This is a genomic window from Sphingomonas adhaesiva (genome assembly GCF_036946125.1).
Lineage (GTDB): Bacteria > Pseudomonadota > Alphaproteobacteria > Sphingomonadales > Sphingomonadaceae > Sphingomonas > Sphingomonas adhaesiva_A.
Genome location: NZ_JAQIJT010000002.1, coordinates 42,219 through 68,763 on the forward strand (window position 1 = coordinate 42,219; position 26,545 = coordinate 68,763).

The window sequence follows — 26,545 nt, forward strand, 5'->3', positions numbered from 1 at the left end:
CCGCCTTTCATCTCCGTCCGCGGCGGCTTTCAGACGCCGCGCCCTGGTTCCGGGCACGCGCCAAGGGTGCCGCCCGGATCGGTCAGGATGGTCCTGGACCACCGTTCGGCGAGAGCCACCGCCCGACGGTGTCGATGTCCCGTCTCGTACGGGTTGAACGGCCGGTCGGTGCGGAGCCCGAGCAGCTCCCGGACGTCATCGACCCCGGCACCCTGATGCCGCAGCGTACAGGCTCCGAGACGCCGCAGACCCTGGAAGTTCCACCTGATGTTCAGTGTCGCCGGATCTATCCGGGCCAGCGCCGACTTCAGCCGATCCAACCTCATGGCGTTCATCGCGATCGGCTCGCCGCGACCTCCCGTCACCGCCTGCCCGCGCCCGGCCGCGGAGCCGGCGCAACGCAGGAGGACGTGGATCGCGGCGTTCGACAGCGGAACGATCCTCCTTCTCCGTCGGCCTTGATCGACGCCGCGCGCGTGGACATGTGCGGCGCCCTCCCCCCAGTCGATGGCTTCAAGGTCGATCGCGACGACCTGCCACGGTGTCGACATGGTCAGCAGGCAGAGCTGGATGGCTGCTCCCGTGGGGCCGCCCATGCGCTCGGCGGTGCGGTGCAGCAGGCGAGCCTCCTCGAGTCTCGGCACCAACGTGGCGCCGCCGGTCATTCCGCCCGCTCCCACAGCAGCGAGTCCTCGATGCCGACGCCCCGCAGACCGTCCCGCGTGCAATCCGCGAAGTCCCCGCGGGAACCCGGCCTCGTCCAGAGGGCCAGCCTTCCCGCCCAGATCGACGCCGCGCTCGCCTGCGCTTCCAAGTGACGGAAGCGGCGGTCGGGATCGTCGCCCCACCCGGATGGTCCGGTCAGGCACAGGGCTTCGGCGGGAACGCCCGCCGCGGCGAGGTGCGCGAGGCCGGTTCGGAGCAGCAGGCCGAAGACGTCCCGCTCGTCCGTCGGAGGAAGAACCGCCATCAAGTCGGCGACTTCCGCATCGGATCGTGGCCCGGGTCTGAAGGCGTGGCCCCGGCCGTCGGCGACCAGCGGGCCGGTCGACCTGCCGCGCGATGCGGCCCTGATGGCCTCCATGGCGTAGGGCGAGACCGCGAGTTCGGTCCAGCACCCATCGTCGTCCATCAGCCGGATGAAGCCGCCATCGCGATCGATCAGTTCGATCGGCGCGGCCGCCACGAGACGGATGGGCTGCGGCACCAGGATCGCGATCTCGATGGCGCGGGCGGCCAAGCCGTCCTTGATCCTGGCCTCGTCGAGAATGCGTCTGACGTGGTCGCACGGCAGCACCGGCACCTCGCAGCGAGGCGCCATGTCGTGTTCCTGCATGGATTGATCCCTATGTCTGGAAGGGCGGTTCGATCGTCCGCCCGGAAGCGCAGCCGGCGTCAGCCGCGAACGTACTCGCTCGTGGAGGAGGCGGTGTTGCGGCGGATGAAGGCGTCCAACTCGCTCTTCTGGTAGAAGACCTTGCGTCCGACGCGCGAGAACGCCGGCGACGAGGTCCGCGTGGTCGGATACACCCTCTGCTTCTCGAGCCATTCGCGGGAGCAGCGGAGATAGGCGGCCGCTTCCGGGGTGGTGTAGAGGGGCGAGGCGATCTGGTCCTCGGGGACTTCGTGACGGCTGCCGTCATCGCCGCAGATCGTACGAAGGACTTCGGTCATGTCGTGTCTTCCTGCTGATCGGCCGGAATGTGGCCGACGAGAGCAGACTAAAGACGGCGGAGCCCCTAAACTAAGGCTGGAACCGGGACGTCCACGGAGGTTTTCAGGACGGTTGGGGAAGTTTCCGGAGGATTTCGGCCGGCGTCACGCGGATCAATCCTTCGCGATCGAACTTCCGGTCGCGCAGACTTTCGACGGCGTCGGCCTCGGCTCTCGACGGTCGTCCGTCCGACCATCTGCCGATCTTCTCTATCCCGAGGTCGAACAACGTCTCGCGAGCCTTGCGGAAGATGCCGTCGTCGAGATTTGCGTATCGTCTATCGAGTCCGGGCAGCGCCATGCGCAGGTGATTGGAGCGCCAATCGCGGTGTGCGTCCTGCGCGAGCAGAAGGGCCATGTCCGAAACTAGATCACTGAGGAGATCGGCATACGGGTAGGCGCGGCCACCCGCCATTCGCGCGATGTGCGGGGCGGGATCTATCTCCTTGGCGGAGCATGGCTCGGCGATTGCTTCCTCGAAGCCGGATTCACGCACGAGGATGTCGTGTGTCGCCGCGGCACCCGGCTGATGCGGACGAGTGGGATCGAAACCGCCGGTCGCGAGCCGACGCAATCCGTCGGCCGTGTTCCATTGTTCCCGGGAAATAGGCTCGGCATCGACCGGTCCCGTCATCGGCGAGGCGACCGTATCGAACGCGCCGCGCGTCGCGAGAGGAACGAGCACCTCCGCCGCGGTGAGCAGCACGCGGCGCGCCATGGTTCCGATGCTCCGCCATCCCCCGATCTCGATCAGCAGGTGGTTCCAATCACCACGCTGCAGTCCGCCACCCGATCCGAAGACGGAGACGAAGCCGTCCCAGTCGCGGAGCGGATGGGGATCGGCGAACCGATCCGACCCGATGACCCGCCAGACCTCGTCGTCCTGGGACAGGAGGCTGCCGCCGGCGAGCGTGCAGAGCGCATCGACCGCCCGCATCGTGGGAGCGTATCTTTCCTGCACGCCCGGCACGGGCTCGTCGCCGACGAAGGCGAGCTCCGCGGCGATGACCGGCAGGGAGGGCAGCGTGGCCAGCAACGGGAAGTCGCGATCGTACGACACCAGCAGCCGGCGGCAGATGCGGTGCACGGCCTCCGCCATGCTCAGGTGGCCGGGAGGAATGGAGCCCGTCCTCGCGTCGGGTCCGTATGCCGGGAACCAGGCGTCGAACAGGAAACGGGTGTCCGAGAGCGGTGGAGGTGGATTGCGTTGGGTCTCCATCGTCCTCTTTCATACCGGTTCCAGCGCAGCATCCAATCTCCGGTCGAAGGCCTGACGATCTGCCCGCCCGCGACGGCCACGTCCGTGCATGATCAGGATGAAGACCGCTTCTTCGCGCCGCTCGGCTCCCGCGCCGACCTCTTGGCGAGGAGCTTCCGCTTGGTCCAGTCCGCCCTCAAGTTGGTCGCCCGCGCCTCACGTTCGTCGATTTCGATGAAGGGGAGGGCCCGTCCTCCGGGCCAAGTGTCGGCGGCAGCCATCACGCCATCGACGTAGTCCGCCCAACGCTGCAGCATGTCACCGACCTCGTCGGCGTATCGGTGGAGCTGATAGACCGCCTTGATGCCATGCTCCTGCGTCGCATGGTTCAACGCCGCCTCGATGATGTGCGGCGGGAACGACAACGGCTTCTTCTGAAGGAGCGTGGCTGCGGTGGTTCGTCCGTCGTGAAGCGTGTAGTGGGCGAAGGCAGGGCGCGGCTTCCCGGATTTCGCCTCATGCAGTTCAAGTCGCCTGTCGAGATTGGCATCCAGCATGTCCCAGACCTTGCTCGAGATGTCGCGCATCGACTTGTTCGGACTGAAGATGGCACCACGCCGCGTCTTCGGGTCCGGGTGCAGGCTGGTGATGATGGCGACCACCTGTCGCGGGAGGATCAGACGCTGCGGCTGACGGTTCTTCGACCGTGGCCCGGGCAGCCGCCATGCCCATTCCACCTGGTCCACCTCCTCCCACGTCATCTGCGCGACCTCGTTCACCCGACGCAGCAGCAGGAAGATGGTCGTGAGCATGGCTTCGCGCTTGCCGCCGAGATCGTGCACCGCTTCGAGGAAGCGCGCGATCTCGAACGGAGAGAATGCTCTTTCGCGCTTGTTCGACTTCGGCGTTTCCATGCCGTCCGTCACGGCGGTGACGATGCGCTTGGTGCGCTTGGCATAGTTCAGTACCACCTTGAGGCTAGCCAGCGCATGCCGGGCGGCGGAGGGGCTCCGCTTCGCGAGATCGATCAGCATGCTCTCGACCGCGGTGACCGGGATCCGCCCGATGTGCATGTCGCCGAGGGCGGGGAGGATGTCGTTCTCGAGGCTGCGGCGGACGTTGCGGTCGACGGGTGCCTTCAATTCCTTCTGCGCGTAGTAGATCGGAACCACGTTTCGGAGCAGGAGCGTCTCGTCCTGCTTGCGTGCGTCGGCGACCGCCCGCTTCTCCTCGCGCGGATCGATGCCCTTGCGGACCGCGGATGCGAGATCCCGGGACATGTCACGTGCCTGCCGGATCGTGAGCTCGCCGAGCTGTCCCAACGTCACGCGACGTGTCCGCCTGTCCAGCGGCGACCGGTACTGGTAGACGAAGGTGATGCGTCCCATCTGGTTCTTCCAGGCGCCGAAGCCCCGGACCTCCAGATCCCAGGTGAAGGCTTTGGAGCCGCTGGGTGGCGTCCGTTCGAGGTTCTTCAGGATGCTCAGATTGATGATGAGCGGCGTCTTCACGGGCTGCCTCAGGTAAGCGTGGGGCAATCTCAATGAAGGCATTTGGGTCCGAAACACACCGGCTGGGTACAACTCGAAAACGATTATCTCGTTGTTATCACGACGATTTACGGCGAGCTACGACACGGAACGGTCTCATTCGGTATAGCTACACGGGTTCGAATCCCACCCTCTCCGCCACCTAGTCCTGGCAACTTTAAAAGTTTCGTCATCCCTGCGGGAAATGGCGCGTTTCTGCGCGTCGTGCGCGCTCGATCGGTACCGCGGAGAAGCTCTCGCGCGCCGGAAATGGGAAAATCCGACCGCCATTCTCCGGCGCTTTCCAGGGCAGTACCGAATGCATTCCGGCGGTGCGAGCGGCCTGATTTCCCATTTAGATGGGAAAAGAATTGGGAAAGTTCACAGGCGCTGAGGATCGCGCGATAAATTTGACAGTATGCACAGAGACTTAGTGCCGGACGCCTGCAGACAGATGGGAGTGACAAAGCTGGTAGACGGGAACCCGTCTCGTCTGGTCGCAAACATAGCTTGCGCGACAGAGCAACTTCAATGATCCTCGGGGCGGCGGATCGGTAGCCGAGGGCCGAAACGCCATCGTTCAAACCAAGATGGAGCGAATAATGGAACAGGACACACCCGGCCCGGGCCGCCCCCGGATTTACGATCACCTGGAGGTCTTTTACTACGTCGAGACGCGGCGCCGTGCAGAGGGATTGAGCGTCCGCGCGCTGACGGACAATCCTCGGATGGCGTTCGTCTCTCGTTACGTGAGCGAAGACGGGACGCGACGGACGCTAACCGGTGACGCGCTACGCGCGCGGCATCGAGAGGCCCGGAAGAAGTTGGGCCTAAGCCCGCGGGTACCTGGACTAAGACATGGGAAGCTGAAGACGATCAGCCTCTCCAGCGATGGCGCGCTTGAGCCCGTGGACAGTGCCAACCCAGCGGAGAACGAAACCCTCCGCAGCTTGGCCATCATGTTCGGAGACTAAAACGCGTGATCACGTCGGCAGAGGCATTTTAGGGGTTTTTTCTAGCCATTTTAGCTGCCCAATAGCCGAGCTCCAGCAAACAGCGGAGCTTAGATCGTGACAATAGCAAGACGACGTAACGGCACGGTGCGAGAGGGGCCTCTCGCACCGGTCCATCATAATTCGATGCAGATCGAGCATGTGGCGACCGCCACGCTCGTGGCGAACGGCGACAGCGCACGTCGCTTCAGCAAGCTTGACGAGAATGCCGCCCGGCAGATCGTGGCAGCGCAAGGTGTGCGACTGCCGCTCCTGGTCAAGGACAATGTCGTCAAGGTCGGCGACGTGCTGCTCCAGGCAGCGCTCCGGCTGGGCATCGAGACGGTGCCTGTGATCCGCATCGACGATCTGACCGCAGCACAGGCGGATATGCTCGCCGTCGGGTATCAGCGGTTGGGTGAGCTCGGCGAATGGGACCGGGCGAAGCTGGTCGAGCTGAACCTGCGCTTCGAGGTCGAGGTGCCCGACTATCGGCCCGAGCAGATCGGGTTCGAGGTCGGCGCGATGGACTTCATGCTTGCCGCCGATAAGGAGACGGCGGCGGACGAGGAGACCGAGCAGGAGGATCTCGACGAACTGAGCTCGGAAGTGCCCATCAGCTGCGTGGGCGACGTGTGGCGCATGGGCAAGCACCGCCTCATCTGCGGCGACTCCACCGATGCAGCGACCTTCGACACGTTGATGCAGGGGGCGAGTGCTGCAGCGGTCTTCTCCGACCCGCCCTTCGGATGCCCCATCGACGGCTTCGTCGCCGGCGAGGGCCGCCACCGCGAGTTCGTGATGGGGTCGGGCGATATGGCCCCGGACGAGCTGCGCGGCTTCTTCACCAGCTTCATCACCAACATGCGCTCGCACCTGAAGTCCGGCGCGGTCGTGGAGCTGGTGATCGACTGGCGCAGCCTGCACCTCCTACTGCAGGCCGCGGAGCCGCTGCTGGGGCCGCTGCTCAATCTGGCGGTGTGGGTGAAGGACCGACCCGGACAGGGGTCGTTCCTGCGCTCCCAGCATGAGCTCGTGCTCATCTTCAGGCACGGCAAGGGCAAGTATCGCAACAACGTCCAGGGTGGGCGGCACGGCCGAAACCGCTCGAACGTCTGGCGCTACCCGTCCGCCAAGACTGCGAGCACGGGAAGTGACGAAGGCGACATGCTGAAGCACCATCCCACGCCCAAAAGCGTGCGGATGGTCGCCGACGCGCTGCTGGACTGCACCAGGCGCGGCGACATCGTCATCGACGCCTTCCTGGGGTCTGGCACGACGCTGATCGCGGCCGAGAAGGTCGGACGCACCTGTTACGGCATCGAGCTCGATCCGCTCTACGCCGACCTCATCGTGCGCCGGTGGCAGGCATGGTCCGGCGAGGAGGCAACGCTCGAAGCGGACGCCCGCACCTTCGCTGAGGTCAGCGCCGAGCGCGTCGCCGCCGCCTGAACCCCCGCGCTTCACCATCCATCAGGAGACATATCATGTCCGACAAAGACGATCCGACGAAGCGCCCTTGGGAGCGCAAGAAGCAGCCCAAGCCCGGTGCGACCAAGGGTTACTGCCTCCCGCCACGTGAACACACGATCAAGCCCGGTGAGACGCGCAACCCATGGGGTTGCAAGGGCAAGCCCGGTCGGAAGCTTGACGCCGTGAAGACCGCATTGAGCCAGCCGACGCAGACGGTTCTGAACGGAAAGCTGACGGAGATCGACGCGGAAACCGCGCTGATGTTGGTGCACACGCAGAAGGGGCTTGCGGGCGATGTCAGGTCGGCGAAGCTCGTTCTGGATGAGGCGCGTCACCGCGGGCAGGTGATCATCGGCAAGTCGCCAGAGGAACTCGCCGAGGAAGCGGCGGAGCTGGCGGAGAAGGAGAGAATGTCGAAGGAAATCATCGATTTGCTGGACGATATCGCGGAGAAGCAATTCTACGAGAAGTTGGAGCCGGACGATCCCGATCGCATCGCCTGGGAAGAGCGTGCGGAAACGAAGCGTCTGGCGCGGAAGGAGGCTGAATCAAAGCGCAACATTCGCCGTTTCCAGTAGCGACCAGGCGTCGCGATAGGAGGCCTAGCGCGTGGCGAAGCCGTGCGACGGGGCACCATCCTCGCGGTCGTCAATATAGATGCTCCGCATCGGCGTATCCTTTCGTGATCCACCACCACGCTTGGGGCCCGCAAGCCAGCGCTGATGCTCCGCCTCCAGCGCCTCGGCGACGATGCCGGTCGGCACGACGTAGGCGACATGCGATCCGTCGGCTTCGAAGCTGACCGCGATGACGAAGTCGTCATCGGCACCATGATGGCCAAGGAAGACCGTGCCATCGGCCTTGGCCGACCAGCGGAAGTTGGCGACGCCAGCACGCTTGGCTTTGACCCGCAACCGCACCGAGCGGTCACCGCGTGTGGCGAACAGGTCCCAGCCGGCGCTGTTCATCGTGCTGTGGTTGAAGTTACCGGTGATCCATCCCCTGCGCAGCAGCTCAAGCTCGACGACCAGCTCGCCCATGCGGCCGGTGCGCTGTGTGTCGAAGGCGGCGATCTCGCCCGCAGGTGCAGTAAGCGCGGTCATGGGTGGCGCGTCCAGGTGACGCCGCAGGGCTTGCTGACGCGCTCTGCGACCGTGGTCACGTCGCCGAGGTCGAACACCGCATCCTGCGTGCTGGTGCTGCTCGACATCCGCACGACAAGCTGCTTGGCGCCGGTCAGCTTCTCGATGAACTTGACCGCCGGCTTGGTGCCGAACATGCCCGCAGCGATGAAGGCGTTGTCGACCTGCCAGTAATTGGCGCTGATGGCGCGCTGGTCGGTGCGCCACAGCACCAGCGTCTGAGTCTGGCTGGTGAAAAGCGCGCTGATGGTGGAGAGCACTTGGACCCAGCTGACATAGGCGACCAGCTGTCCATCGCGGCAGCGCAGGACCAGGCCCGCCGGTGCGGCGGCACCAACGGAGTTGATGAGCGGCTGCGTGGAGGCGAGTACCGCCGCTATCGAGGTGGCGCCGGTCAGCGGCGTTACCGTTTCCTCGATATCCCATGCGCCGAGCTTTTCGGCGGATGCTGTGGGTGGCGTTAGCGCGCCGGCGAAGGCCATGGCCGCTAGCATTCGTTGGATCAGCAATCGCATCTCACACCCCTTGTTGCAGGTGCAGCGATCGCCTTGACCTCGTTCGTCGCACCTATGTCCTCTCGGAGCGACGGCCCGAAGCCGGATGTTGGAAACCTGTCTCGCGAGCAGGCGCATGCGCCTTTACCGTTGCCGGCTGGACATGCGCGCATGCCACCCGGCCCCGACAAACGTCGTGACCGAGCATGCGAGAAAGGGGTTTCCACGCCCCGCCCCCTGGCTTTCAAAGGGAGCGGGTCCAATTTGCTCCGGAAGCGCGCGCAGGCAAGTCAATTCGACGGATCGAGGCCGCAAAGCGTGAGATGAGTGCGGGCGGCTCAGGAACGATGTACGCTACCGCCTGAGCGCGCATCGTGATGCCGACGGCTAGGGAGACGGATATGCTGATGATAAGGCTGAAGAAGCTTCTCGGCCGCCTGCGTGTACGCCAGCGCAAGTCGTGGGATGACGTGCCCAGCGGCATCGTGCTGCTGCTCGCCTGTGTGGCGGCGCTGGAGGCCGCCTACTTCGGCTACGTCTTTGCGAAGTTCGCGCCCGACTTCATGACGCTGGTCGACGCTAACGCCAGTGAGGCATTCGGCAGCCCCGCCTTCTGGGCCTGTACGATCGTCCTGTTCGGCGTCGGATTCCAGGCGCTGATCTGGTCGATCGCTGCCGCTGGATCGTCAGCAATCCTACAAAAGCGCTTTTTTGGGGTGTGAACAAGACAGCGTTGGCTTGAGCCTGAGGTACCAGAGGGCGGATGCCAACCGTTCCGATTTTACCTTGCCGAATCGTACTGCATTTGTTCTCATGTGGTATGGAGCTACTTGATCCTCAGCAAATCGCTCGCGCCTTGCTACTCGATAGCGCCGGATGGGCGCGCATCGGCCTCACGGCTCCCGTGCTACGCCTGCGCGAGCAGGCTGCTCAGGAACTTGCCATGACCATTTGCCGACGGCTCGTCCCGCCTGCTCCAGTCGACACGGATCAGCTGCCGCTGCCGCTTTGAGGCATGCCGCGCCCAAACATTAGCTCCTGCCTTCAGCAAGCGCGTACGAATCAGCGCGTCATCGTGCTGCCCTCGCCAAAAGCTGGTCGAGTGTAACGGGGCTGAACGACTGGGCGTCCACCCCGACGTCGAATTGTTGCGGCATGGGCTTCAGGCGGCCGTGGCTATGGCCATGCAGGTTGATCGCGCCACGATGCTGTCCATTCCAAGCGCGAAAGGCGTAGTGGCACAGGATCAGCCTGCGCCCCTCAAGATCAAGCTCGGCATAGTCGCCGACACTGGCCCAACCCGCCGCGGCGAGCGTCCCGTCGGGGTCGTTATTTCCGCGGATCAGATGCTTGGTGCCACGCAGCCGTTCGAGCAGGCTCGGCACATCGCTTGGGCGCCGGGCGACGTCGCCCAGATGCCAGACCTCGTCATCGTCGGTGACGACGGCGTTCCAGCGCTCGATCAGCAGTGCGTCCATCGTCGCCGTATCGGGGAAGGGGCGTCGCCAGATGTTGATCGTCCGGTGATCCCCGAAATGCGTATCCGCGGTGAAGAAGACGGTCATGTCCAGTAGAGCACCCGGGCGGTCGGCAGCGCCGCTGCGATGCGCGCTTCGAAGAAGGAGCGCAGGCGCCGCATCGTCAAAGCGTCGTACACCTGCTTCTCGGTGCCGAACTTCGTCCGCTTCGTCGTGCGGTTCGTCCCGCTCATGTCGAGGGCGGACCCGGGATACCAACTGTCGAGCACGGCCTTCGACCCCGCGGTGAAGCGATGCGTGATGAGCTCCACCGTCAGGTCCACCTGTGGCACGCCGGACAGCTGCGCGGCGGCGTCGTCGATCAGCGCACCATAGGCGTCCTCCCATCCGTCCGCCGCGATGATCGGGGCGATGGTCAGTCCGATCGGATAGCCGGCGTCGGCCACGCGCCGCAGCGCGCGCAGACGGTCCGCAACGGCGGCGGTGCCGCCCTCGAACCGCGCATAGGCGGGCGGATTGATCGAGGCGCGCATGCGGGTGCGGCGCTGGTGATCGATCGCCAGCAACGGCGCCACGTCGTCGAACTTGGTGGTGAAGCGCAGCTGCGCCGACGCCTGCCAGCGGCCGAACCATGCGATCGTGGCCGAGAGCGAACCTGTCAGCGGCTCGATCGCCAGCGGATCGGTATAGCAGGACGCCTCAAACGTCGTGCCCTCGTGCGCTCGCGTGTCGTCACGCGAGGTGATGGTGCCGCGATTGAGATAGGCGGGCAGGGCATCCAGGATCTCGTCGAGGTTGGCGTACACGCGCGTGACCGGCGGTCCCTTGAGCGAGCCGGCAAGATAGCAATAACTGCAATGCGCCGGGCATCCCTCGGCGAGGTCGACCCGCCAGTCGGCGCTGGGGGCGATAGGCTGCAGCCGACGCTTGGAGGGCGGGGCTACGACCACCGCGAGCGTCGCTTTGGCCTCGGCATAAGCACGCCGGGGATCGTCGCTCCCGGGTATCGTCACGCGATCGCCGGCAAGTTCGATGACGTCGATCCCATGTCGTTCGGCGCGCGCCATGATCTCCCGGCCATGCGCGAAGCCGCGAGCGGCGCGCGTCACCAGCAGCCGGCGCGGTCGCCACGCCCGCGGCGTGGGGGCCGCCGGATCACCCGCGGCGAGCAAGCGGAGACTGGTAGTAGCCGGCAAGCAGCGCGGCGACATCGTCATAGAGGCACAGCGCGCCGGCTTCACGCAGCTGCTCATCGCTGAACCCGCCGGAGCGCAGTGCGATCGTCTCTACGCCGCAGCGCTTCGCGGCCTCAACGTCATAGGGCGTGTCGCCAACCGCGATGGCCTCGGCGGGTTCGATCGATGCCAGCTTCGTCAGCGCGACCGCGAAGATATCGGGGGCGGGTTTCGTGTGCTCGACGTCGTCCGCGCTCGTCGTCGCCGCAAAAAGATCGCGCGCGTTCAGCAGGTCGAGATAGTGATCGAGCTCGTCTTTGGAGGCCGACGAGGCGAGAACGACCTGCTGCCCCGCGGCATGGACTGTCGCGAGGAGATCGCGCGCGCCATGGAAGGGGCGCACAACGTCAAGGTAGCGTTCCTTGAACAAGGCGCCGTGTGCCGCGGCGAGCCGGTCGCGCTGCGCCTCGTCCGCCCCGGGCACCAGCGCGGGGATCAGCATGTCGGCGCCCTTGCCGATCTGATCGTGGATGGTCTGGCGGTCGAAGGTCAGCCCATCTCGCCGGAAGACGATGTCCCACGTCTCCACGTGCTGCGGGTTGGAATCGACGAGGGTGCCGTCGATGTCGAAGAGGATGGCCTTGATCGTCAATGGCATCTCCATGGCGGGGCGTCGACCGATCCGCAGGTGGTCGCTTGCTGGTAGCCGCCTTCCTTGCGCTCCTCAGCGGCCTGCTCCGGCGCCTCGTCGCCGTCGGCTACCTCATCCTGAGGCAGGGCATCGTCCTCCAGCGAGTCCTCGGGTCCCTGGTTGCCCTCCGGCAGCTCATTGACGTCGGCCTCGAAGCCGGGCTCTTCCTCGCGCGATGTGTCGGTCATCGTCCTTCTCCTTGTCCGACCACAACGTACGGCGCGGCAGGAGGGGCCCATCTTAACTTGGATCACTACGCTCATCGGCAATAACGCGCGGGCGCATAACGGACCGGCCACATACGGGCATTTCTGGTGGAGAGCGGAATGGCCGCTTTCGAGCAGTAATTTCGGAGAAGCGGACGTTCGTTCAGCCGGCGGGGCAGGGGCCTCTGACGCCCGTCGGTGGTGGGAAGCGGCCTGGCCGCCTTCAGGCGCCAATCATGAGGAGTGGACGCTAGTTCGGGCAGGGGGGCAGGGCTCAGACGCCCGTGCATGGTGGAGAGCTGCTCATCCGCTTTTGGCCGTCTGGTTGCAATAAGCGAAGATCCGTTCCCGCAGCTTTTGCAAGGGTTTGAACCGCCGCCGGCGGGTGATCGGAACATTTTCAACGATTGTCATACAAGGAGTCGCGTTGCCGCCAGCTGCTCCCGTTAAACCGACCGTGGCACAAGGGTAGCTCCATATAGCGTTCTTGCACAACTCGTCCGCGTTATGTGACCGCATGCCATAGGAGAGAAACTTAACTTGTGTCTTCAGTTCAATGGTATATTTCTGCACGCCGCTTCGCTACAAACTGTGTCGAATCGGGATGCAGCTGGAGCGCGGACATGGCTTGGAAGAGGGACAGGGCGGAGGAGCGGATCAGGGGCTTCGTGCGCAACACGCCAAGAATCCGGGTTGAGCGGTTGGAGGAGGAGTACCTGCCGCGTCGCGCTAAGGAGAGGCAGTTCCGCGAGACCATGGGGGTGCGAGCTGCGGAGAGCCCGGCGCTATATGACCTGCCCGACGGCGCAGCGGTCGTCGTGCCCGATGCTGTCCACGTCTACGTGCGCGCGATAAGCTACGACGACGTGCGCGTTGAGAACGGTCAGGAGACCGAGGCCAGCCACAAGCGCGCGCTAGCGTTCCTCAACCTACTCTATGTATCCGGCGACCGTGCGGTGCAGGCGATCGGCGCGCAGCGCGTCGACTTCCACGGCGCGCGGATGCACGCGGTGGTCACCGAACCCACCGGCCAGGCGTCGCTCGGCGCGCGCCTATCACGCGCGCTGGCGATCGCGCGCGACATGACCGACCTTGCGCGCGCGATCGATCGCACCCTGCCCGACGGATCGCGCTTCCCGCTGCGGTTCAGGATCGGTGTCGACGCAGGGACCTGCATCGCGATCAACAGCGGTCGCAGCGATGACCGCGAGCCGGTCTTTATCGGCCCCGCGGCCAACCACGCCGCCAAGCTGGCGGACGGCGACCGCGAGGGGATCTACCTCTCCGACCGCCTGCGGCGGATGCTCGGCCTCCAAACCGCCGGATCGCTCGACCTTGAGCGCGCGCAGGAGGTGCCCGCTTACTTGGTCGCCGCGGCGGCCGAGCGCTTCCGCGCGTCGGGATCGGCCGCACGCCTCGAAGAGTTCCTGCGCGACCAGCGGGGAGGCGAGGTCACGCCGCTCTCCCCATCGGCGTTCACCTTTCACCGCCACACGCCGCCGCTGTCCGGGATCGACTACGCCGCCCTCTCACCCAGCCGCAGCGTCCGCATGCCGCTGGCCTCGGTGTTCGCGGACCTCGACCGCTACACCGCATACGTCGACCACTGCATGGCGACGGGCTGCCTGCCCGACGCGGTGAGGCTGCTCCATGTCCTGCGCTCCGAGTTTAACGCCGTGCTCCAGCGCGACTTCGGCGGCCGAAAGGTCCGGTTCATCGGCGACTGCATCCACGGGCTGCTCGCCGTGGGTACGTCCTTCGAAACCGACGAGCAGGCGACCATCGAGCTCGCCACCCAGTGCGCGGGGGCGTTGCGGTCGTCGTTTGAACTCTGCCAGCGCATCGTTGAGCACGCTGACCGCCTCGGGTTGGCAATCGGCTTCGAGTACGGATGGACGCCGGTCACGCGCATCGGCATCCGCGGCGAGCGCTCGGTCCGCACCGCCTCGAGCCTCGCCTCGCGCGGCTCCGAGCGTTGCCAGCGGCAGTGCGGCGGCGACGAGACGATGATCGGAGAGGCGGCCTACGACCGAGCCCCGGTCCCCGTCCGGAAACTGTTCGGTCCCTCGCGGATCGCGTCGGGCCTGACCTACGACGACGTCGCCACGGCAGGCACGCCTGTTGCGCCGAAGGTCGCCGCGGCGGCCGCGCCCGCCATCCTCTCCTCGCCTGCCGCTGCCGCGCCGCTGTCCCGCGCCTACGGCTGCTGAGCGTGGTCGGGGCGGTGACACCTCCCTGGGTCCAGACGGTCGGCGACGACGGGGCCGCGCTCCGCGTCATCGCGACCGCGCCGCTGCCGTCGGGCGACCTCGACGCGCCGATCGATCTGACGATCCGCCGCGTCCCGGGGGGCGTCACCGTCGGCGAGACGGTCGTCGGCACGCGGCTCCCTGAACGCTGCCCCGAGCTGCACGTCGTTGATGGCGGCACGTTCTGCCTCGGCATCGAGGAGGACACGCTCGACGATCCGAACGAGGCGGAGCGGTTCTGGAACCGGCTCGGCGACTACCTGCGCAACCAGCGGTACGCCGAGCGCCACCGGCGCTGGCCCGCCGGGCGCTGGCTGTCGCACGGCGCCGCGGCGGCCGGGTCGCAGCTCGAGGCCGAGCGGATCGCCGCGGAGTGCGGGTGGGCGGAAGAGTATGCGGACGCGATCGAGAACGGCCGGGGCTGGCTCGCGGAGGAACTGCCCCGGCCGGCGAAGCACGGCGGCCTGGTCAACGCGCGCACGCCCTGCCCGCGCGGCTGCCGGCGCCGTGACGGCGCGCCGGTCCTGCGCCGCAGCTGCTCGCAGCGCGCCGCGCTGGAGAGGCTGGTGCTGGCCGAACGCGAGCGGCGCGCCGCGGGCGACCGCTTCATCGAGTCGCTGAGGCGGGACGGCCTGGCGTGCTGCGGACGAGTCGACGGCTGCCCGCTGGCGGCCTGAGGAGAGGGAAATGGAAGAATCGGACATTGTCAAGCGTTTCGAGGACAGGGGCGACCTGGTGTCGGCGATCCTGCGACAGCGGGTGGTACAGAACGACGAGGCGGTCGCCCAGGCGCTCGCGGACGTCGGCAGGCTGCGCGGCTTCGAAGCGGGCGACACGATCATCGCCCAGCAGCGATACGACAGGACCGCCTACCTGCTCCTGGCGGGCAAGGTCGGCATCACCGTCAACGGCTGCCCGTTCCCATATGGCCGCGAGGCGAACGACATGATCGGCGAGATGTCGGCGATCAACCCCGAGCTGCCGCGCACCGCGACGATCCACGCGACCGAGCCGGTCGCTGCGCTAGAGGTCGGGCACCGCGACCTGCTCCGCATCGGCTCGGAGAGCCGCGAGATGTGGCGGCTGATGGCGGTCGAGCTCACCCGCAAGATCGAGCAGCGCAACCAGTTCGTCGACGCGACGAACAAGGAGCCCAGGATCTTCATGATTTCGTCGACCGAGGGGCTGCCGATCGCGGAAGCGATCAGGGACGGCCTGGCCGCCGCCGGGCTCACCGACGCGGTCCTCTGGAGCGACGAGGAGATCTTCCCGCCGGGGGCCTATCCGCTGGAGAACCTCAAGCGCGAGGTCGCGCTTGCCGACTACGGCATCGCGCTTGCCCATCCGGACGACCTGCGGCGGTCGCGCGGGCGCGACGCGGTGGTGCCGCGAGACAACGTCGTGTTCGAGCTCGGCTGGTTCATGTCCATCCTCGACCGGCACCGCACGATCCTGCTAGTGCCGGAGGATGCCGAGGTGGAGATGCCGTCGGACTTCAAGGGCCTGACGCCGATCGGATATCGGCAGGCGCGGGGCCGCAAGGGTCTGGAGACCGCCGTCGCGCCCGTCGTCGAGCGGCTGCGCCGGCACATCGCGCGACGCGGCGTGCGCTCGAAGCTGCAACCGGGTTCCTGAGATCGAAATCGGCGCTGGACGGCACGCGAACTCAAGGACTAGGTTAAGCCCGAGGTGAGGCGATGGGCGCGCACATACCCCTGACGGGATTCTCGGCCGCGCGCTTCTCCGGCCCCTGCTGGGTCGTGGTCATGGACGACGACCTGTGGGACCGGTTCCGCACGTTGGTACCCGCCGCCGCCAACGAGCGCCTAACCGTCAAGCTGGAGCATCTGGCCCAACGTGGCGAGGCCGACATGCCGCGGCCGAGGCTCCGGTGGGACCAGGCCAGCGTCGAGCCCGGCGGGGCGGTGGCCTCGCTCGAGGCGCGCGGCACCGTGATCCGGGGCACCGTATCGACGATCGAGGGACGGCGGCACCTGTTCGTGCGTTCGATCGCGGTCGACCCGGCCGAGGAGCGACCGGCCACGCCCCGGCGCCGCGGGAAGCCGCCCGACGAGCGGCAGGGAAGACTGAAGCTACGTGACGAGGACTAAGAAACTGACAAAGAGAACGGAGAGCGACATGGCGGAGAACATTTCCGACCCGGCCCGCGAGGAGCGGCTCGCCGAGGAGCGGCTGCTATACATGGCGCAGACCACGATCCAGCGGCAGCTCAACCGGCAGGGCCTGAAATACCGGGACCTCGCCCGCAAGCTCGAGGTCAGCGAGGCGCGGGTGAGCCAGCTGCTGGGCGACGACGCGCTGAACCTGACGATCAGGACGCTCGCGCGAGTCTTTCACAGGCTGGGCGAGGAGGTCGTTCTGATGCCCCGCCGCGAGCTCGACGAGATGCTCGACCAGGTGGTGGTCGACACGGAGCAGCCCGCTTGGACCTTCGCCGCACGTGGCGAGGAGATATACGCGGGCCAAGAGGCCACCGAGATCGTGGTCGAGCCCGGCGTGAGACGCGGCCGGACGCAGGACTGGATAGACTGGGCCGCCGCCGAGGACGCCGCGGACAGGCTGAGGAACGCGGCTTGATGCCACGCGACGCCAACGCGGTCGACGCCGCCACCTACAACGCGCTGGTCGGCCGAGCCACGCTGACCAACATCAGGCTGACCGACGCGAAGTTCGACATCAAGCCGGAGGCGCTGACGACCCAGCCCGACGCATGGCGCAAAGACGTGAGAGCGGAGCCGGTGGAGGTGTTCGCGGATGCCGAGACCGGCCGACTCTACGGGTCGTTCCTCTTCGAGCTCACATGCCGGCATCGCCGCAAGCGCGTGATGTCCTGCAGCGCGCGCTACTTGGTCAGCTACCGCGTGCACGGCGGGTGCGAGCCCGAGATCGGCGAACTGTTCGTAGAGCGGGTCGGCAAGGTGGTCGTCTATCCCTACTTTCGGGCGACCGTCGCGCAGCTCGCCGCGCAGTCCGCGGTGCAGATGCCGCCGCTGCCCATCATCAGCCTCGCGCCGCGAAGCGTGAAGTCAGCCGCCGAGCTGTCGGACACGCACCTGGTGAAGGGGATGAAGGAGACCTAGCCCTCGACGCGCGCACCAAAGCGCGTCGGCCGGTTCGGCAGTCATGGCGCATCGATCAGACCGAGGGCCAGCGGAAAAGCCGTCATGCATCCGGATCGACGTCCCAGTGCATCGGCCCGCAGCAGGCCGATGGACGTACGACGGGCTTTCCGGTAGCCAATAGGCACGGGGGCAGGCGCATTGGACGGTTCGGGCGAATCAGTCATCGGGTCGGGAGGCGGTTGGCGCCTTGATACCCCGGCTTCGCCCGCCAAGCCGCTTCCTGCGCAAGCGAGGGTCGCCGCCAAGGGCATCCTGCCGGGCGCCCCCGGGCGCGTCACGGTCCCGGACCCCGCCGAAAGTCCCTGGCGCGGCATCGGCCTGCTCAACCTCTTCAGCGGCGGCAACCTAGTCCGCATCGGGACTGGCTTCCTGTGCCAGCCCGACGTCCTCCTCACCGCGCGGCACAACCTGCTGCCAGCGAACTACGATGCCGCAGGGATCTGGCTCGGCTACGACCGCATCCTGAACCCCGACGTGCAGCCGAGGCTCATCCGCGCTTGGGCGACGCACAGCACGCTCGACCTTGCCGTGCTGATCCTGTCCTCGGCTTCCCCGGGCACCTTCAGGCTGGGCGGCGCCGTCCCGGGCGACGACGCGGTCGTCACCCTCGCCGGATATGCGATGCCCTATCCCGACAATGGCGCGCGCTGCACGTACTCCGACGGCAAGGTGGTGGCGTCGAGCGCGACAAGGCTCTCCTACGTCATCAGCACCCGCGAGGGCGACAGCGGCGGCCCCGTGTTCGTCGAGTCCGGATCGACCCCGCGCGCAATCTGCGTCCACACGACCTCGGCGGCAGCGGGGGATCCGGGAAACTCCGGCCAGCCGCTTACGCCACAGGTCGTAAGCGACATTGAGACGATGATAGAATGGGCGCGCGCCCAGATCGGAGCCCAGACGTGAAGCGGACCGCCCACCTGTCGGCACTCGCCGCGACCCTCCTGGGCGGATGCGCCTCCGGCCTGCCCGGACTGCGGCCGCTGAGCTACGCGACACCGGGCGAGGCGCACGTCTTCGCCACCGGCGACCGCTGCGCACACGAGCCATCTGGCAACGAGGCGGCAGGCCTGGTCGCCGCGGCGCTCACCGGCGCGGCGTCGCAGTTGCTCAAGAACTTCGGGACAGCGCTGAGCGAAGGGGCGAAGGGCGGAGCGCTACCCGCCAGCACCGCGGCCGCGAACCTTGAGCTCGCGCCCGGAACCGTCCCGCGCTGCCTCGTCGTGATCCGCGGCGCCTTCCAGCCCGGCGGGCTGGCGGTGCCGATCGACCTCGTGCGCTGGCTCGGCCTCGAGCCCGGGGGCGAGGCGGCGAAGCGGCTCAGCTCCCTCGGCATCCCCGCCGTCTACCGGATCGACCACTACGTCGAGATCAAGGTGATGTCGTCCGCGAGCAGCAAGGCGCTCACCTTCGCGCCGACCCACGTGCGTCTGGTCCGATCTATAGACGGCGCGTCCCGCGGCGAGCGCGACATGTCGATCGCAGTCAAGTTTGGCCGCGTCGGAGCCGACGCGACGGGGAGCGCCGTTGTCGTGGCGGATCGGCGGATCGGCGCTCCGGGCTTCACCTGGCAGGCGATCAACCGGCGCTACCTCATCGAGGCGCCCTGGTTCGCCTCCTTCCACGCCGCGCCCTCGCCGGCAGGCACCGCCGCCGCGGCAGCGCCCGCGCCGCAGCCGGCAAGGCAGGGCGCGGCCGGGCCTAGGCCCGGCGGCGTGGTCGGAGGTGGCGGCGCGGGCCCGGGCGGCCAGATCGCAGGTCCGCCCGTCGGCACGCCCGCGGGCGGGATCGTCAGCATGAGCGAGCAGGGTGCCGGTTCGGTCCCCACGACAGTGACGGTCACCATCGTCGAGACCCGGCCGACCAACGAGGCGCTGGCGTTCGTGGCGGCGGTGTTCGGCGGCCTCCAGCCCAAGATCGAGGAGAAGCTCAAGACCGTCATCGACGACGACGCCCGCCGCACCGCCGACGTCGCGGAGGCCACCGGCCAGCTCGACCTCGAGGCGGCCTACGCCGCGGCGCTCGGGACCGCGCAGGCGGCGGTGGTCTCCTACTGCGAAGCGGCAAGCGGCGACGCGACGCCGGCGGGACGGACCGACCGCATCACCAAGTCGCAGGCGGCGCGCTCCGCCCAGATCAAGGCCAACGCGGCCGCGATCAAGGCCGACTCGCCGCAGCCTTATCCGGCTCTCGCCAAAATCTCCGCAGGGCTCCCCGCGCAGGCGAACCCCGCCGCATGCGCTGCGAATTGAAGGCATCGGCCCCCCGGCCGGACCCGATGCCCGGCCCCGTCCGTTGCGGAGCGATGCAGCGTCGACGGGTTGTGAAATGCGGGTAGGGGTAACCGGACACCAGGACCGCGAGGGCGCAGACTGGGCCTGGACGGGCGAGGCCATCCGCCGGGCGCTTTCCCATCTCCCTTCACCGATCGAGGGCTGGTCGTCGCTCGCCGTCGGAGCCGACCAGCTGTTCGCCCGGACGGTGCTCGAGCTCGGGGGGACCATCGTGACGGTCGTGCCCGGCGCCTGGTACGACGGGTGCTTCGAGGGCGACGGCCTGCGCGCCTACCATGAGCTGCTCGCCCGCGGGACTTACCGCACGCTCGAGGGCCTGCACGGCGAGGACGCGTTCCTGCAGGCGGGTCTGAAGGTCGCCGGTGAGTCCGAGATGCTAATCGCCGTGTGGGACGGAGAGCCGGCCAGAGGCAAGGGTGGGACCGCGGACGTCGTCGCGCACGCGGTCAGAACCGGCAAGCGCGTGCTTCGGATCGACCCGGTGGCGCGGCGCGTCGAGAAGATCGGGCCAGGCGCCGGCTGACCGGGCCGGTCCCGCGCCCGCCGTCAGTCCAGCTTCCTGGCGCGTGCGCGCTCCCAGTAGAAGCGGCCGAGCGGCGTGAGCCCGCACGTCCTGCGCTCCATCGCAGCCCAGTACATGTGTTCGGTGCCGTGCGGCTCGACCAGCCGCGCGCCGCGGAAGCGCTGCAGGTCCGCGAACACCGCCTCCTTCGCCTCGTCGTTCGGCTCCGCCGTCGGCTCGTATTCGGGCCCGAGCTGGATGACATGGTCCGGCTCCGGGAAGTAATCGAGAAGGCGGCGCAGCTTGTCCGGCGACACCGCAGCCTCGGCGCGCCTGATAGTGACCAGTTTGGACACGTTCGCCATGAACTGGGGGCGCTGCTCGAACAGCGTGAACACCTGATCGACATAGGCGTAGATGGACGCGACCGTTACGGCGCCGAGCACGTCCGCGGCGCCGCCGTCCAGCGCATCGCAGACCCGCTTGGTGAAGACGCCTCGCCCGCCCGCCTCCGGGGACGGCTCCACGTCCCGAGACGACGCAAGCACCGACACGCCTTTGGCGAGCGGGAGCTGCAGGCCGGTCGCGAACAGGGCGTCCACGGCGCCGGCGTTGCAGCAGTCCAGGATTATGACCCGCTCGCGCGCCGTCGACCCGTTGGCCTTCGCGATGATCTCCGACATCGCGATGCCCTCGTCGCCGAAGTCACCCTCCTGGCTGACGAGGAAGGAGCCGTCCGCCGTCACCGCGCCGTGACCGGCAAAGTAGAAAAGCGCCACCTCGAGGTCGCGCATCTCGAACAGCTCGCGAACGATCTTCCGAAGCGCCGCGCGCGTAAGCCGTCCGTCGGAGGAGAGGTGCAGTCGGCTCGCGAAGTTGGCACTGCGGTCGGCGTGCTCAAGCAGCCGGTCGTGCATCGCGCTCGCGTCGTTCTCGCAGCCCGAAAGCCGCTTGACTCTCTCATAGGCGTCGATCCCGACGCAGGCGGCGGCCCTGGTCACGCGGCGGCTTCCGGGCCCGTCGCGTCGACCCGCGCCTCGATGCCCTCGGGGCGGTAGTCGGCCAGCGCGGCCATGCGGTCGCGGGCGGACTGGTCGACGACGGCCCCGGGCGGCACTCGCCGACGCTCGCCGAGCGGAAAGTACAGTCCCCAGCCCCGTTCGCCCATCTCGCGCCGACGCCTCGACTTGGGCACGACCTCCAACAGCCACCAGACGCCGCGCAGCGACCGGTGGATCGGTCCCGCGGGATCGGGCGCGACGTAACGGTAGCGGCCCTCGTCCTGATGCATGCCCCGGCCGAGGCGGTCGAGCAGGTGCCCATCGATGAGCAGGCCGTGAGCCCGCGCCTCCTCGGCCATCCAGAGCAACGGCCCCTTCGACAGGGCGCTTTCAGGCTCAGGGTAGCCGCCGCCGATGTCGGAATGGACCCCGGGGAACCACCGCTGCGCGACGTCCTGGGGAACGCCGTCCGCCCCGGACCCGAAGGGGTCCTCCACGTAGCGCTGCGGCTCGACCCAGCGGTTCAGCCGGAACATCCGCCGACGCTCGTCGATCGCCATTGCGTGGCGGAACGCGCGCACGCTCGGGTTGCGCCGCGTGTAGGGCAAGGTGCGCAGGCTTGGCAGGTACATGCGGTCGCGGCGCGGTACGATCATCGAGGCGACGGTGTCCCAGACGCCGACGAAGTGGATCCGGACGGGCCGTCCGCCGAGGATGCGACTAAAGTCCCAGGCGACGTGCAGGTCGTTCCTCTCAGCAGAATGCTTATAGGCGTTCAGCGCCTGCTCGGCGAGGCCGACCTGATCCGGCGGCAGCAGGCCGACCATGTGGATCAGCCCGGCGAGCGCGCGCACGGTGTAGGCGCCGCGGCTGAAGCCGAAGAGGAAGATCCTATCCCCGGGCTGGTAGGAGAGGCAGAGGAAGCGGTAGGCGTCGAGGATGTTGTCATCGAGTCCGGCGCCGGTGACCAAGCCGAACACGGCGGCCGACCGCTGCTTGAGCCGCGACCAGGCGCTGTCGCGGGCGATGGTGCCGACGCCGGGATCGTAGAACACTCGCTGCCGCTCGTCGCGCACCGTCACGCGGAACAGCTTCAGGACGTTCGAGAGGTCGCCCTCCACGTGGTTCCCCGTCCCGTCGCACATCGCGACTAGGTTCCTCGCCGCCGGTCCCTCGCCGTCAACCATCCCGTCACCCCCGATCTGCCACCACACTATTGCGCGCCGCGCGACTTGGCGAGCCGCGCGTCGCGCGGCCCCAACCGTTTCAGGCGACCGCCGCCCCGCCAAGTCGTGGCCACCGCGCCAACAGGTCTACGGCCGCACCCGCCGTCGCGCCTTCAGGACGACCCCGGTCCCCGGGCGGGTCGGCAGACCCGAATCAGTCGGCATCGCGTCTATCGGCCGCTAAGGTGGGGCGATGGCCACTAACAGAAAGTCGCCCACCGGCCCGATTCGCAAGCCCCGCTCGGTCGCCATCCTGATCGCCAACGCGCACTACGCGTACGAGACGGACCTCGAGTGCTGCCTGGAGGACCTCGCCGCGATGCGCGCGCTGGTCGCCGCGGCCGGTCGCCACGGCAAGGTGCACGCGATCAGCGACGCCGACGCTAACTCGATGCGGGACACGATCCGGAAGGCACTGCCGCCCGGCGTTCCCACCGACGAGATCCTCTTCTACTTCTCCGGGCACGGCGCCTCGATCGGGGATGAGTTCTACTTCGCCGGGACGACCTTCGACGCCGGAAGCCCGAATACCACGGGGCTGTCGCAAGGCGACCTGCACGACATGCTGCGAGCGGCGGAGCCCAACCTGCTCGTCAAGGTGATCGACGCCTGCGCGTCCGGCACGCAGCTCATAAAGGCCGAGCGGCAGCCGCCACCGCTACCGAAGGGGTTCCGCAACGTGGTGCAGCTGGCCTCCTGCCTGGAGGGCCAGAACTCGTTCGGCGGCGAACCGCTGAGCGCCTTCACCCAGGCGCTCTGCGAGGCGGCCCTCCACCGGACCGAGGGGCCCGTGTACTACAACGACGTCATCAACGCCCTGCGCGACGACTTCCTCGACGACGAGAGGCAGACGCCGTTCTTCATCGCCCAGGGCACGGCTCGGGAGCTTCTCGTCGACGACGCCGCGAGGCTGGCGCCGTTCCGCGCGCTGTTCGCCGACCGTTGGATGGCCGGGGACGTCGAGCCCGACGGCGACGGCGACGGCGAGGGCGACGACGTCGCCGATGCCGACCAGCCCGTGGCCGACCGGTCGCTGTCCGAGCTGCTGGCCGAGGCGGAGGCGCGCGTAGCGGGCCCGGCCGAGGCGAAGCAGGCGATCGACCGGCTGTTCGACGGGATGGCCGGGCGGCTTTCGGAAGACGACTTCGACGAAATGTTCGAGATCAAGAAGGCCGAGCACTCATACTACGCCGAAGGCACGATCCGGGAGTTCATGATCCGCTGCCTGTCGCGCGAGCCGCGGCCCGACAACTTCGTCATCGCGGACGTGACCAGGAAGCAGCGCAAGCCGACCGCGCTCGAGCGCGCGATGGGCTACGCAATGATGGCGATGGACACCGAATGGGTGGACCACTTCACGCTGGAGCTGAACTGCAAGCTGGAGCGCGCGCAGCTGCGCATCGACCTCGTGCCGAAGTTCCGGGCGCTCGAGCGGCTGACCCTGGTGCTGAGCATCGCCCCGAGCCTGGAGCGCCTGTACGCGTTCGCCATGGTCACCCGGCACCCCCGGAGCGACTGGAACAGCTTCGACGACGAAGGCACCGAGATCTTCCGGAAATGGTATCGGCTCGGCTGGAACGAGGAAAGCGCCTTCATCGTCGACGCGGCGACCGAGGCCTTGGAGGCCGCCGTCCAGGAGCACTTGGAGACGGTGACCAAGCGGCTGGAGAGGGAGTGACCCGACCTAGGGCAGCAGCGGCACGGTGACCGACCCGCCCTCGTCGGCGAACTCGCAGCTGAAGGGATGACCGGCCTCGGTCGCGGACCGTGTCTCCCAGGCGGTCGTCCTCGGCTTGCGGTAGTTGAACCACAGCCGGACGCCGTCCTTCCGGCTGGCGACGATCCTCGCGACCGCCACGTCGTCGGGGTGCCCGAACTTTGAGCCGTCGGTCGAGATCAGGAAGTCGCGGCAATCGACGGCGGCCAGGAGTGCCGAGGTGACGTTCGCCTGGCTGCCGTGGTGCGGAACCTTCATCAGGTCGAGCCTGACCCTGGCGCCACCGTCCAGCCGCTTCAGGCTGGCCGTCAGGAGGTCGGGATGCGCGTCGGCCCCGAGCAGGATGCGCTTTCCGCCGAATTCGGCGAGAAGCGCGATGCTCGTGCCGTTCGCCGGCGCCGTGTCGTCCTTCGTCCACGTGGCGGCGAGGGTCTCGACGTCCATCTCCCCGCCCATGTGCTCGAAGCCGACGGGCGTGGGCGCCTCGTCGCTACGTCCCTCGCCGGGCACGATGCCCGCCTTGCTGCACTCGCGTTCCCAGACCGGAATCATCTTCCTCAGCTTGGCCGCGTCGGGCGACAGGACCGTCATCTCCAGACCGCCCGCCAGCGGCGGCAGGCGCATGGGTGCGCCGTCCGGCGCCACCCGGATCGCGCCACCGTCCACGACGCGGTTCCACGACAGGAGCGCGATGAGCGCCGTCAAATCCTCGCCCTGCGCCGCGCCCAACTCCTCGACGTCGCTCAAGTGCCGGTAACCGTTGAACCAGACGTCGGCGATCTCGACCTTGGCCCTGACCGCCTTCAGGAAATCGAGCGTCCCCTCGATGTGGTCTGCATCGACGTGGGTCACGACCAGCGCCTCGATCCGGGCGATCCCCTGGCCGACCAAGTGCGCGGCGAGCGCCTTGCCGGTGGAGGAGCGACCCGCGTCGATGACGACGTGGCGCAGGTCGTGCTCGGATCCACCGTAGCTGAGCAGAAGTGCGTCGCCTTCCCGCGCTGGCATCGCCTCCAGACGGAACACGCTCATGCGCCGCCCTCGAGGTTGAACGTCGTGAACACCTCGGTCACGTCGACCGTCGCGGCGACGCGCGACACCAGCGGGTGCGCCGCCGCCAGCATACCGTCGTCCGGGAACTGGAGCATCGCCTGCAGCAGCCAGTCGAAACCTTGGCGGTAGAACGGGATGCCGCGGCAGAGCGCGTCCCGGACGATCGCGGCCACGGGCGCGACGTCCCCCTCGGTGCGGGCCGTCAGCAGCCTCAGACGGGCGTCGAGGATCGCGCCGTCGGGCACCATCGGGAACCAGCGACGGAGGTTGCCGACCCAGGGATGCCAGGGTGCCTCGCTCGCGGGGACGGCGACCCCCACGAGAGCGTAGGCCGCGGCGCAGGCGCCCAGCGGGCACGCGCGCTTGTCTTGGAGCATGCCCACGGCGTCGCCACCGCCATACGGTCTGAGCCCCTCGTCGGCCGAGACCAGTTCCGCCGCCGTCACCACGTCGCCGTGCGACAGGTAGGAGAGCAGTCCCGAGTAGGACGGTTCGGTCACGACAACGCGGCTTGCCGTACCCGGGGATCCAACGACCGAAAGCGCGGCTCCAGGCTCAAGTTCGTGCTCGCGCCACGGCACGGGCAGGACGTGGAGGCGGCGCCCTCCGGCGACCGTCGCGAGCGCGAACGTCCGGGCGCCGTCGACGCCCTTAACCGTCCAGAGGTGGCCGCCGTCGATGCCGGTCCCGGCCGGCGACGGTTGTGCGGCCTCGCCAGCCGACCACAGGGCGTCCGGCTCGCGGCGCGAACCGAGGGCGTCGGCCAGCGCGGCCCAAGACGCCAGGATGGCCTCGTCGCTTTCGACCGGACGCGCTGGAACGGTTCGGACCTGGACCTGCGCCACGGACTTGGTCTCCGGCGCCCGCGCGCGCACCCGTCCCATGATCCCGCCGCCGCCGAAGCGGGTTCCGCCGATGCCGCCGACAATGTCGCGGAAGACAGCCGAGCCCCGGCCGAGGACGGCCGGGAGGCCAATGCCCTTGGCGATGGGGTCGGGGGCGGCGGACCGCGAGGGGAAGTAGGCCGCCCGGTCGCCACTCGCGGTGCGCACGCCGATGTCGAAGTCGGCGGTGGCGACGACACCGTCGATCACCTCGATCTCGCGGGTGAGGACGCGCCCGGCTGGGGTGAGCACGCGCACCTCCCAGAGGCCGGGCGCCACGTCGTCGAGGCGCTTCGGCTCGCCCGCCGAGACGGACACGGTCCGGCGGTGCCGGTCCTCGCGCGACCCCATGGGCTCGATCTCGGCGACCATGCCGGGCGAAGCGCCC

The 26,545-nt window shown here is 67.9% G+C and carries 30 protein-coding genes; 14 read left to right on the forward strand and 16 right to left on the reverse strand.

Features of this window, described 5'->3' with window-relative positions:
* Positions 1-29: 29 nt before the first annotated feature.
* The 5 genes from PGN23_RS06710 to PGN23_RS06730 all read right to left on the reverse strand — a co-directional run bounded on the left by PGN23_RS06710 (position 30) and on the right by PGN23_RS06730 (position 4,422).
* Positions 30-665 carry a site-specific integrase gene (locus PGN23_RS06710; protein WP_335302132.1) on the reverse strand — a complete coding sequence of 212 codons (636 nt, stop codon included), beginning with the start codon at positions 663-665 and terminating at the stop codon, positions 30-32.
* Complete coding sequence (locus PGN23_RS06715) at positions 662-1,336, reverse strand: hypothetical protein (RefSeq protein WP_335302133.1); 675 nt, start codon at positions 1,334-1,336, stop codon at positions 662-664. Before PGN23_RS06715 ends, PGN23_RS06710 begins: the two co-directional genes overlap by 4 nt.
* A 59-nt stretch (positions 1,337-1,395) precedes the next feature.
* Positions 1,396-1,674 carry a helix-turn-helix domain-containing protein gene (locus PGN23_RS06720; protein ID WP_335302134.1) on the reverse strand — a complete coding sequence of 93 codons (279 nt, stop codon included), beginning with the start codon at positions 1,672-1,674 and terminating at the stop codon, positions 1,396-1,398.
* Between the two features lie 103 nt (positions 1,675-1,777).
* A complete protein-coding gene (locus PGN23_RS06725) occupies positions 1,778-2,932 on the reverse strand; it encodes a hypothetical protein (RefSeq protein WP_335302135.1) in 1,155 nt (384 codons plus the stop codon).
* Positions 2,933-3,024: 92 nt separating this feature from the next.
* Positions 3,025-4,422, reverse strand: coding sequence for a tyrosine-type recombinase/integrase (locus PGN23_RS06730; RefSeq protein WP_335302136.1), 1,398 nt, complete (start codon positions 4,420-4,422; stop codon positions 3,025-3,027).
* 1,157 nt (positions 4,423-5,579) lie between these two features.
* Between PGN23_RS06730 and PGN23_RS06735 the strand changes: the two genes are divergently transcribed.
* Together PGN23_RS06735 and PGN23_RS06740 are read left to right on the forward strand one after the other, a co-directional pair.
* The gene (locus tag PGN23_RS06735) at positions 5,580-6,884 is read left to right on the forward strand and encodes a DNA modification methylase (RefSeq protein WP_335302137.1); all 1,305 of its coding nucleotides are present in this window, start codon (positions 5,580-5,582) and stop codon (positions 6,882-6,884) included.
* 35 nt (positions 6,885-6,919) lie between these two features.
* On the forward strand, positions 6,920-7,483 hold the full coding sequence (locus PGN23_RS06740) for a hypothetical protein (RefSeq protein WP_335302138.1): 564 nt from the start codon (positions 6,920-6,922) through the stop codon (positions 7,481-7,483).
* Between the two features lie 24 nt (positions 7,484-7,507).
* Here PGN23_RS06740 and PGN23_RS06745 read toward each other — a convergent pair whose 3' ends face one another.
* Complete coding sequence (locus PGN23_RS06745) at positions 7,508-8,008, reverse strand: hypothetical protein (protein ID WP_335302139.1); 501 nt, start codon at positions 8,006-8,008, stop codon at positions 7,508-7,510.
* Entirely contained in the window at positions 8,005-8,562 is a 558-nt protein-coding gene (locus tag PGN23_RS06750; protein WP_335302140.1) for a hypothetical protein, read from the reverse strand. The genes PGN23_RS06745 and PGN23_RS06750 overlap by 4 nt, the downstream gene beginning before the upstream one ends.
* Positions 8,563-8,942: 380 nt before the next feature.
* Between PGN23_RS06750 and PGN23_RS06755 the strand changes: the two genes are divergently transcribed.
* Both PGN23_RS06755 and PGN23_RS06760 read left to right on the forward strand, forming a co-directional pair.
* Complete coding sequence (locus PGN23_RS06755) at positions 8,943-9,263, forward strand: hypothetical protein (RefSeq protein ID WP_335302141.1); 321 nt, start codon at positions 8,943-8,945, stop codon at positions 9,261-9,263.
* 98 nt (positions 9,264-9,361) lie between these two features.
* Positions 9,362-9,553: a DUF6771 family protein gene (locus PGN23_RS06760; RefSeq protein WP_335304538.1), complete on the forward strand. Its 192-nt coding sequence runs from the start codon at positions 9,362-9,364 to the stop codon at positions 9,551-9,553.
* A 58-nt stretch (positions 9,554-9,611) separates the two neighbouring features.
* Here PGN23_RS06760 and PGN23_RS06765 read toward each other — a convergent pair whose 3' ends face one another.
* The 5 genes from PGN23_RS06765 to PGN23_RS06785 form a co-directional block, all read right to left on the reverse strand.
* Positions 9,612-10,106, reverse strand: a complete 495-nt coding sequence (locus PGN23_RS06765) for a metallophosphoesterase family protein (RefSeq protein ID WP_335302142.1) — start codon at positions 10,104-10,106, stop codon at positions 9,612-9,614.
* The gene (locus tag PGN23_RS06770) at positions 10,103-11,191 is read right to left on the reverse strand and encodes an SPL family radical SAM protein (RefSeq protein ID WP_335302143.1); all 1,089 of its coding nucleotides are present in this window, start codon (positions 11,189-11,191) and stop codon (positions 10,103-10,105) included. Before PGN23_RS06770 ends, PGN23_RS06765 begins: the two co-directional genes overlap by 4 nt.
* A complete protein-coding gene (locus tag PGN23_RS06775) occupies positions 11,175-11,846 on the reverse strand; it encodes an HAD family hydrolase (RefSeq protein WP_335302144.1) in 672 nt (223 codons plus the stop codon). The genes PGN23_RS06770 and PGN23_RS06775 overlap by 17 nt, the downstream gene beginning before the upstream one ends.
* Positions 11,843-12,073: a hypothetical protein gene (locus PGN23_RS06780; protein ID WP_335302145.1), complete on the reverse strand. Its 231-nt coding sequence runs from the start codon at positions 12,071-12,073 to the stop codon at positions 11,843-11,845. The genes PGN23_RS06775 and PGN23_RS06780 overlap by 4 nt, the downstream gene beginning before the upstream one ends.
* A 321-nt stretch (positions 12,074-12,394) precedes the next feature.
* Positions 12,395-12,664 carry a hypothetical protein gene (locus PGN23_RS06785; RefSeq protein ID WP_335302146.1) on the reverse strand — a complete coding sequence of 90 codons (270 nt, stop codon included), beginning with the start codon at positions 12,662-12,664 and terminating at the stop codon, positions 12,395-12,397.
* 95 nt (positions 12,665-12,759) lie between these two features.
* On the opposite strand from PGN23_RS06785, the gene PGN23_RS06790 reads away from it, so the two are divergent.
* The 9 genes from PGN23_RS06790 to PGN23_RS06830 all read left to right on the forward strand — a co-directional run bounded on the left by PGN23_RS06790 (position 12,760) and on the right by PGN23_RS06830 (position 20,297).
* Positions 12,760-14,301, forward strand: a complete 1,542-nt coding sequence (locus tag PGN23_RS06790; RefSeq protein WP_335302147.1) for a hypothetical protein — start codon at positions 12,760-12,762, stop codon at positions 14,299-14,301.
* Positions 14,302-14,315: 14 nt separating this feature from the next.
* Positions 14,316-15,017 carry an E2 domain-containing protein gene (locus tag PGN23_RS06795; protein ID WP_335302148.1) on the forward strand — a complete coding sequence of 234 codons (702 nt, stop codon included), beginning with the start codon at positions 14,316-14,318 and terminating at the stop codon, positions 15,015-15,017.
* Positions 15,018-15,027: 10 nt separating this feature from the next.
* Positions 15,028-15,975: a TIR domain-containing protein gene (locus PGN23_RS06800; RefSeq protein WP_335302149.1), complete on the forward strand. Its 948-nt coding sequence runs from the start codon at positions 15,028-15,030 to the stop codon at positions 15,973-15,975.
* A 131-nt stretch (positions 15,976-16,106) separates the two neighbouring features.
* A complete protein-coding gene (locus tag PGN23_RS06805) occupies positions 16,107-16,451 on the forward strand; it encodes a hypothetical protein (protein WP_335302150.1) in 345 nt (114 codons plus the stop codon).
* A 28-nt stretch (positions 16,452-16,479) separates the two neighbouring features.
* The gene (locus PGN23_RS06810; RefSeq protein ID WP_335302151.1) at positions 16,480-16,938 is read left to right on the forward strand and encodes an XRE family transcriptional regulator; all 459 of its coding nucleotides are present in this window, start codon (positions 16,480-16,482) and stop codon (positions 16,936-16,938) included.
* Positions 16,938-17,441: a hypothetical protein gene (locus PGN23_RS06815; protein ID WP_335302152.1), complete on the forward strand. Its 504-nt coding sequence runs from the start codon at positions 16,938-16,940 to the stop codon at positions 17,439-17,441. The genes PGN23_RS06810 and PGN23_RS06815 overlap by 1 nt, the downstream gene beginning before the upstream one ends.
* Before the next feature lie 180 nt (positions 17,442-17,621).
* Entirely contained in the window at positions 17,622-18,386 is a 765-nt protein-coding gene (locus PGN23_RS06820) for a trypsin-like serine peptidase (protein WP_335302153.1), read from the forward strand.
* Entirely contained in the window at positions 18,383-19,732 is a 1,350-nt protein-coding gene (locus PGN23_RS06825; protein WP_335302154.1) for a hypothetical protein, read from the forward strand. The genes PGN23_RS06820 and PGN23_RS06825 overlap by 4 nt, the downstream gene beginning before the upstream one ends.
* Before the next feature lie 76 nt (positions 19,733-19,808).
* A complete protein-coding gene (locus tag PGN23_RS06830) occupies positions 19,809-20,297 on the forward strand; it encodes a hypothetical protein (protein WP_335302155.1) in 489 nt (162 codons plus the stop codon).
* A gap of 23 nt (positions 20,298-20,320) precedes the next feature.
* On the opposite strand, the gene PGN23_RS06835 is transcribed toward PGN23_RS06830, so the two are convergent.
* Together PGN23_RS06835 and PGN23_RS06840 are read right to left on the reverse strand one after the other, a co-directional pair.
* Entirely contained in the window at positions 20,321-21,277 is a 957-nt protein-coding gene (locus PGN23_RS06835; RefSeq protein ID WP_335302156.1) for a caspase family protein, read from the reverse strand.
* On the reverse strand, positions 21,274-22,464 hold the full coding sequence (locus PGN23_RS06840; protein WP_335302157.1) for a DUF2235 domain-containing protein: 1,191 nt from the start codon (positions 22,462-22,464) through the stop codon (positions 21,274-21,276). The genes PGN23_RS06835 and PGN23_RS06840 overlap by 4 nt, the downstream gene beginning before the upstream one ends.
* Positions 22,465-22,696: 232 nt before the next feature.
* On the opposite strand from PGN23_RS06840, the gene PGN23_RS06845 reads away from it, so the two are divergent.
* Complete coding sequence (locus PGN23_RS06845; RefSeq protein ID WP_335302158.1) at positions 22,697-24,181, forward strand: caspase family protein; 1,485 nt, start codon at positions 22,697-22,699, stop codon at positions 24,179-24,181.
* Positions 24,182-24,187: 6 nt separating this feature from the next.
* On the opposite strand, the gene PGN23_RS06850 is transcribed toward PGN23_RS06845, so the two are convergent.
* Positions 24,188-25,252, reverse strand: a complete 1,065-nt coding sequence (locus tag PGN23_RS06850) for a ComEC/Rec2 family competence protein (protein ID WP_335302159.1) — start codon at positions 25,250-25,252, stop codon at positions 24,188-24,190.
* On the reverse strand, positions 25,249-26,529 hold the full coding sequence (locus tag PGN23_RS06855) for a hypothetical protein (protein ID WP_335302160.1): 1,281 nt from the start codon (positions 26,527-26,529) through the stop codon (positions 25,249-25,251). Before PGN23_RS06855 ends, PGN23_RS06850 begins: the two co-directional genes overlap by 4 nt.
* Positions 26,530-26,545 lie beyond the last annotated feature (16 nt).

Coding starts and splice junctions, on each gene's coding strand:
- PGN23_RS06710 (WP_335302132.1), bottom strand. CDS start 665: ATGACCGGCGGCGCCACGTTGGTGCCGAGACTCGAGGAGGCTCGCCTG.
- PGN23_RS06715 (WP_335302133.1), bottom strand. CDS start 1,336: ATGCAGGAACACGACATGGCGCCTCGCTGCGAGGTGCCGGTGCTGCCG.
- PGN23_RS06720 (WP_335302134.1), bottom strand. CDS start 1,674: ATGACCGAAGTCCTTCGTACGATCTGCGGCGATGACGGCAGCCGTCAC.
- PGN23_RS06725 (WP_335302135.1), bottom strand. CDS start 2,932: ATGGAGACCCAACGCAATCCACCTCCACCGCTCTCGGACACCCGTTTC.
- PGN23_RS06735 (WP_335302137.1), top strand. CDS start 5,580: ATGCAGATCGAGCATGTGGCGACCGCCACGCTCGTGGCGAACGGCGAC.
- PGN23_RS06740 (WP_335302138.1), top strand. CDS start 6,920: ATGTCCGACAAAGACGATCCGACGAAGCGCCCTTGGGAGCGCAAGAAG.
- PGN23_RS06745 (WP_335302139.1), bottom strand. CDS start 8,008: ATGACCGCGCTTACTGCACCTGCGGGCGAGATCGCCGCCTTCGACACA.
- PGN23_RS06750 (WP_335302140.1), bottom strand. CDS start 8,562: ATGCGATTGCTGATCCAACGAATGCTAGCGGCCATGGCCTTCGCCGGC.
- PGN23_RS06755 (WP_335302141.1), top strand. CDS start 8,943: ATGCTGATGATAAGGCTGAAGAAGCTTCTCGGCCGCCTGCGTGTACGC.
- PGN23_RS06760 (WP_335304538.1), top strand. CDS start 9,362: ATGGAGCTACTTGATCCTCAGCAAATCGCTCGCGCCTTGCTACTCGAT.
- PGN23_RS06765 (WP_335302142.1), bottom strand. CDS start 10,106: ATGACCGTCTTCTTCACCGCGGATACGCATTTCGGGGATCACCGGACG.
- PGN23_RS06780 (WP_335302145.1), bottom strand. CDS start 12,073: ATGACCGACACATCGCGCGAGGAAGAGCCCGGCTTCGAGGCCGACGTC.
- PGN23_RS06800 (WP_335302149.1), top strand. CDS start 15,028: ATGGAAGAATCGGACATTGTCAAGCGTTTCGAGGACAGGGGCGACCTG.
- PGN23_RS06805 (WP_335302150.1), top strand. CDS start 16,107: ATGGACGACGACCTGTGGGACCGGTTCCGCACGTTGGTACCCGCCGCC.
- PGN23_RS06810 (WP_335302151.1), top strand. CDS start 16,480: ATGGCGGAGAACATTTCCGACCCGGCCCGCGAGGAGCGGCTCGCCGAG.
- PGN23_RS06815 (WP_335302152.1), top strand. CDS start 16,938: ATGCCACGCGACGCCAACGCGGTCGACGCCGCCACCTACAACGCGCTG.
- PGN23_RS06830 (WP_335302155.1), top strand. CDS start 19,809: ATGCGGGTAGGGGTAACCGGACACCAGGACCGCGAGGGCGCAGACTGG.
- PGN23_RS06840 (WP_335302157.1), bottom strand. CDS start 22,464: ATGGTTGACGGCGAGGGACCGGCGGCGAGGAACCTAGTCGCGATGTGC.
- PGN23_RS06845 (WP_335302158.1), top strand. CDS start 22,697: ATGGCCACTAACAGAAAGTCGCCCACCGGCCCGATTCGCAAGCCCCGC.
- PGN23_RS06850 (WP_335302159.1), bottom strand. CDS start 25,252: ATGAGCGTGTTCCGTCTGGAGGCGATGCCAGCGCGGGAAGGCGACGCA.
- PGN23_RS06855 (WP_335302160.1), bottom strand. CDS start 26,529: ATGGTCGCCGAGATCGAGCCCATGGGGTCGCGCGAGGACCGGCACCGC.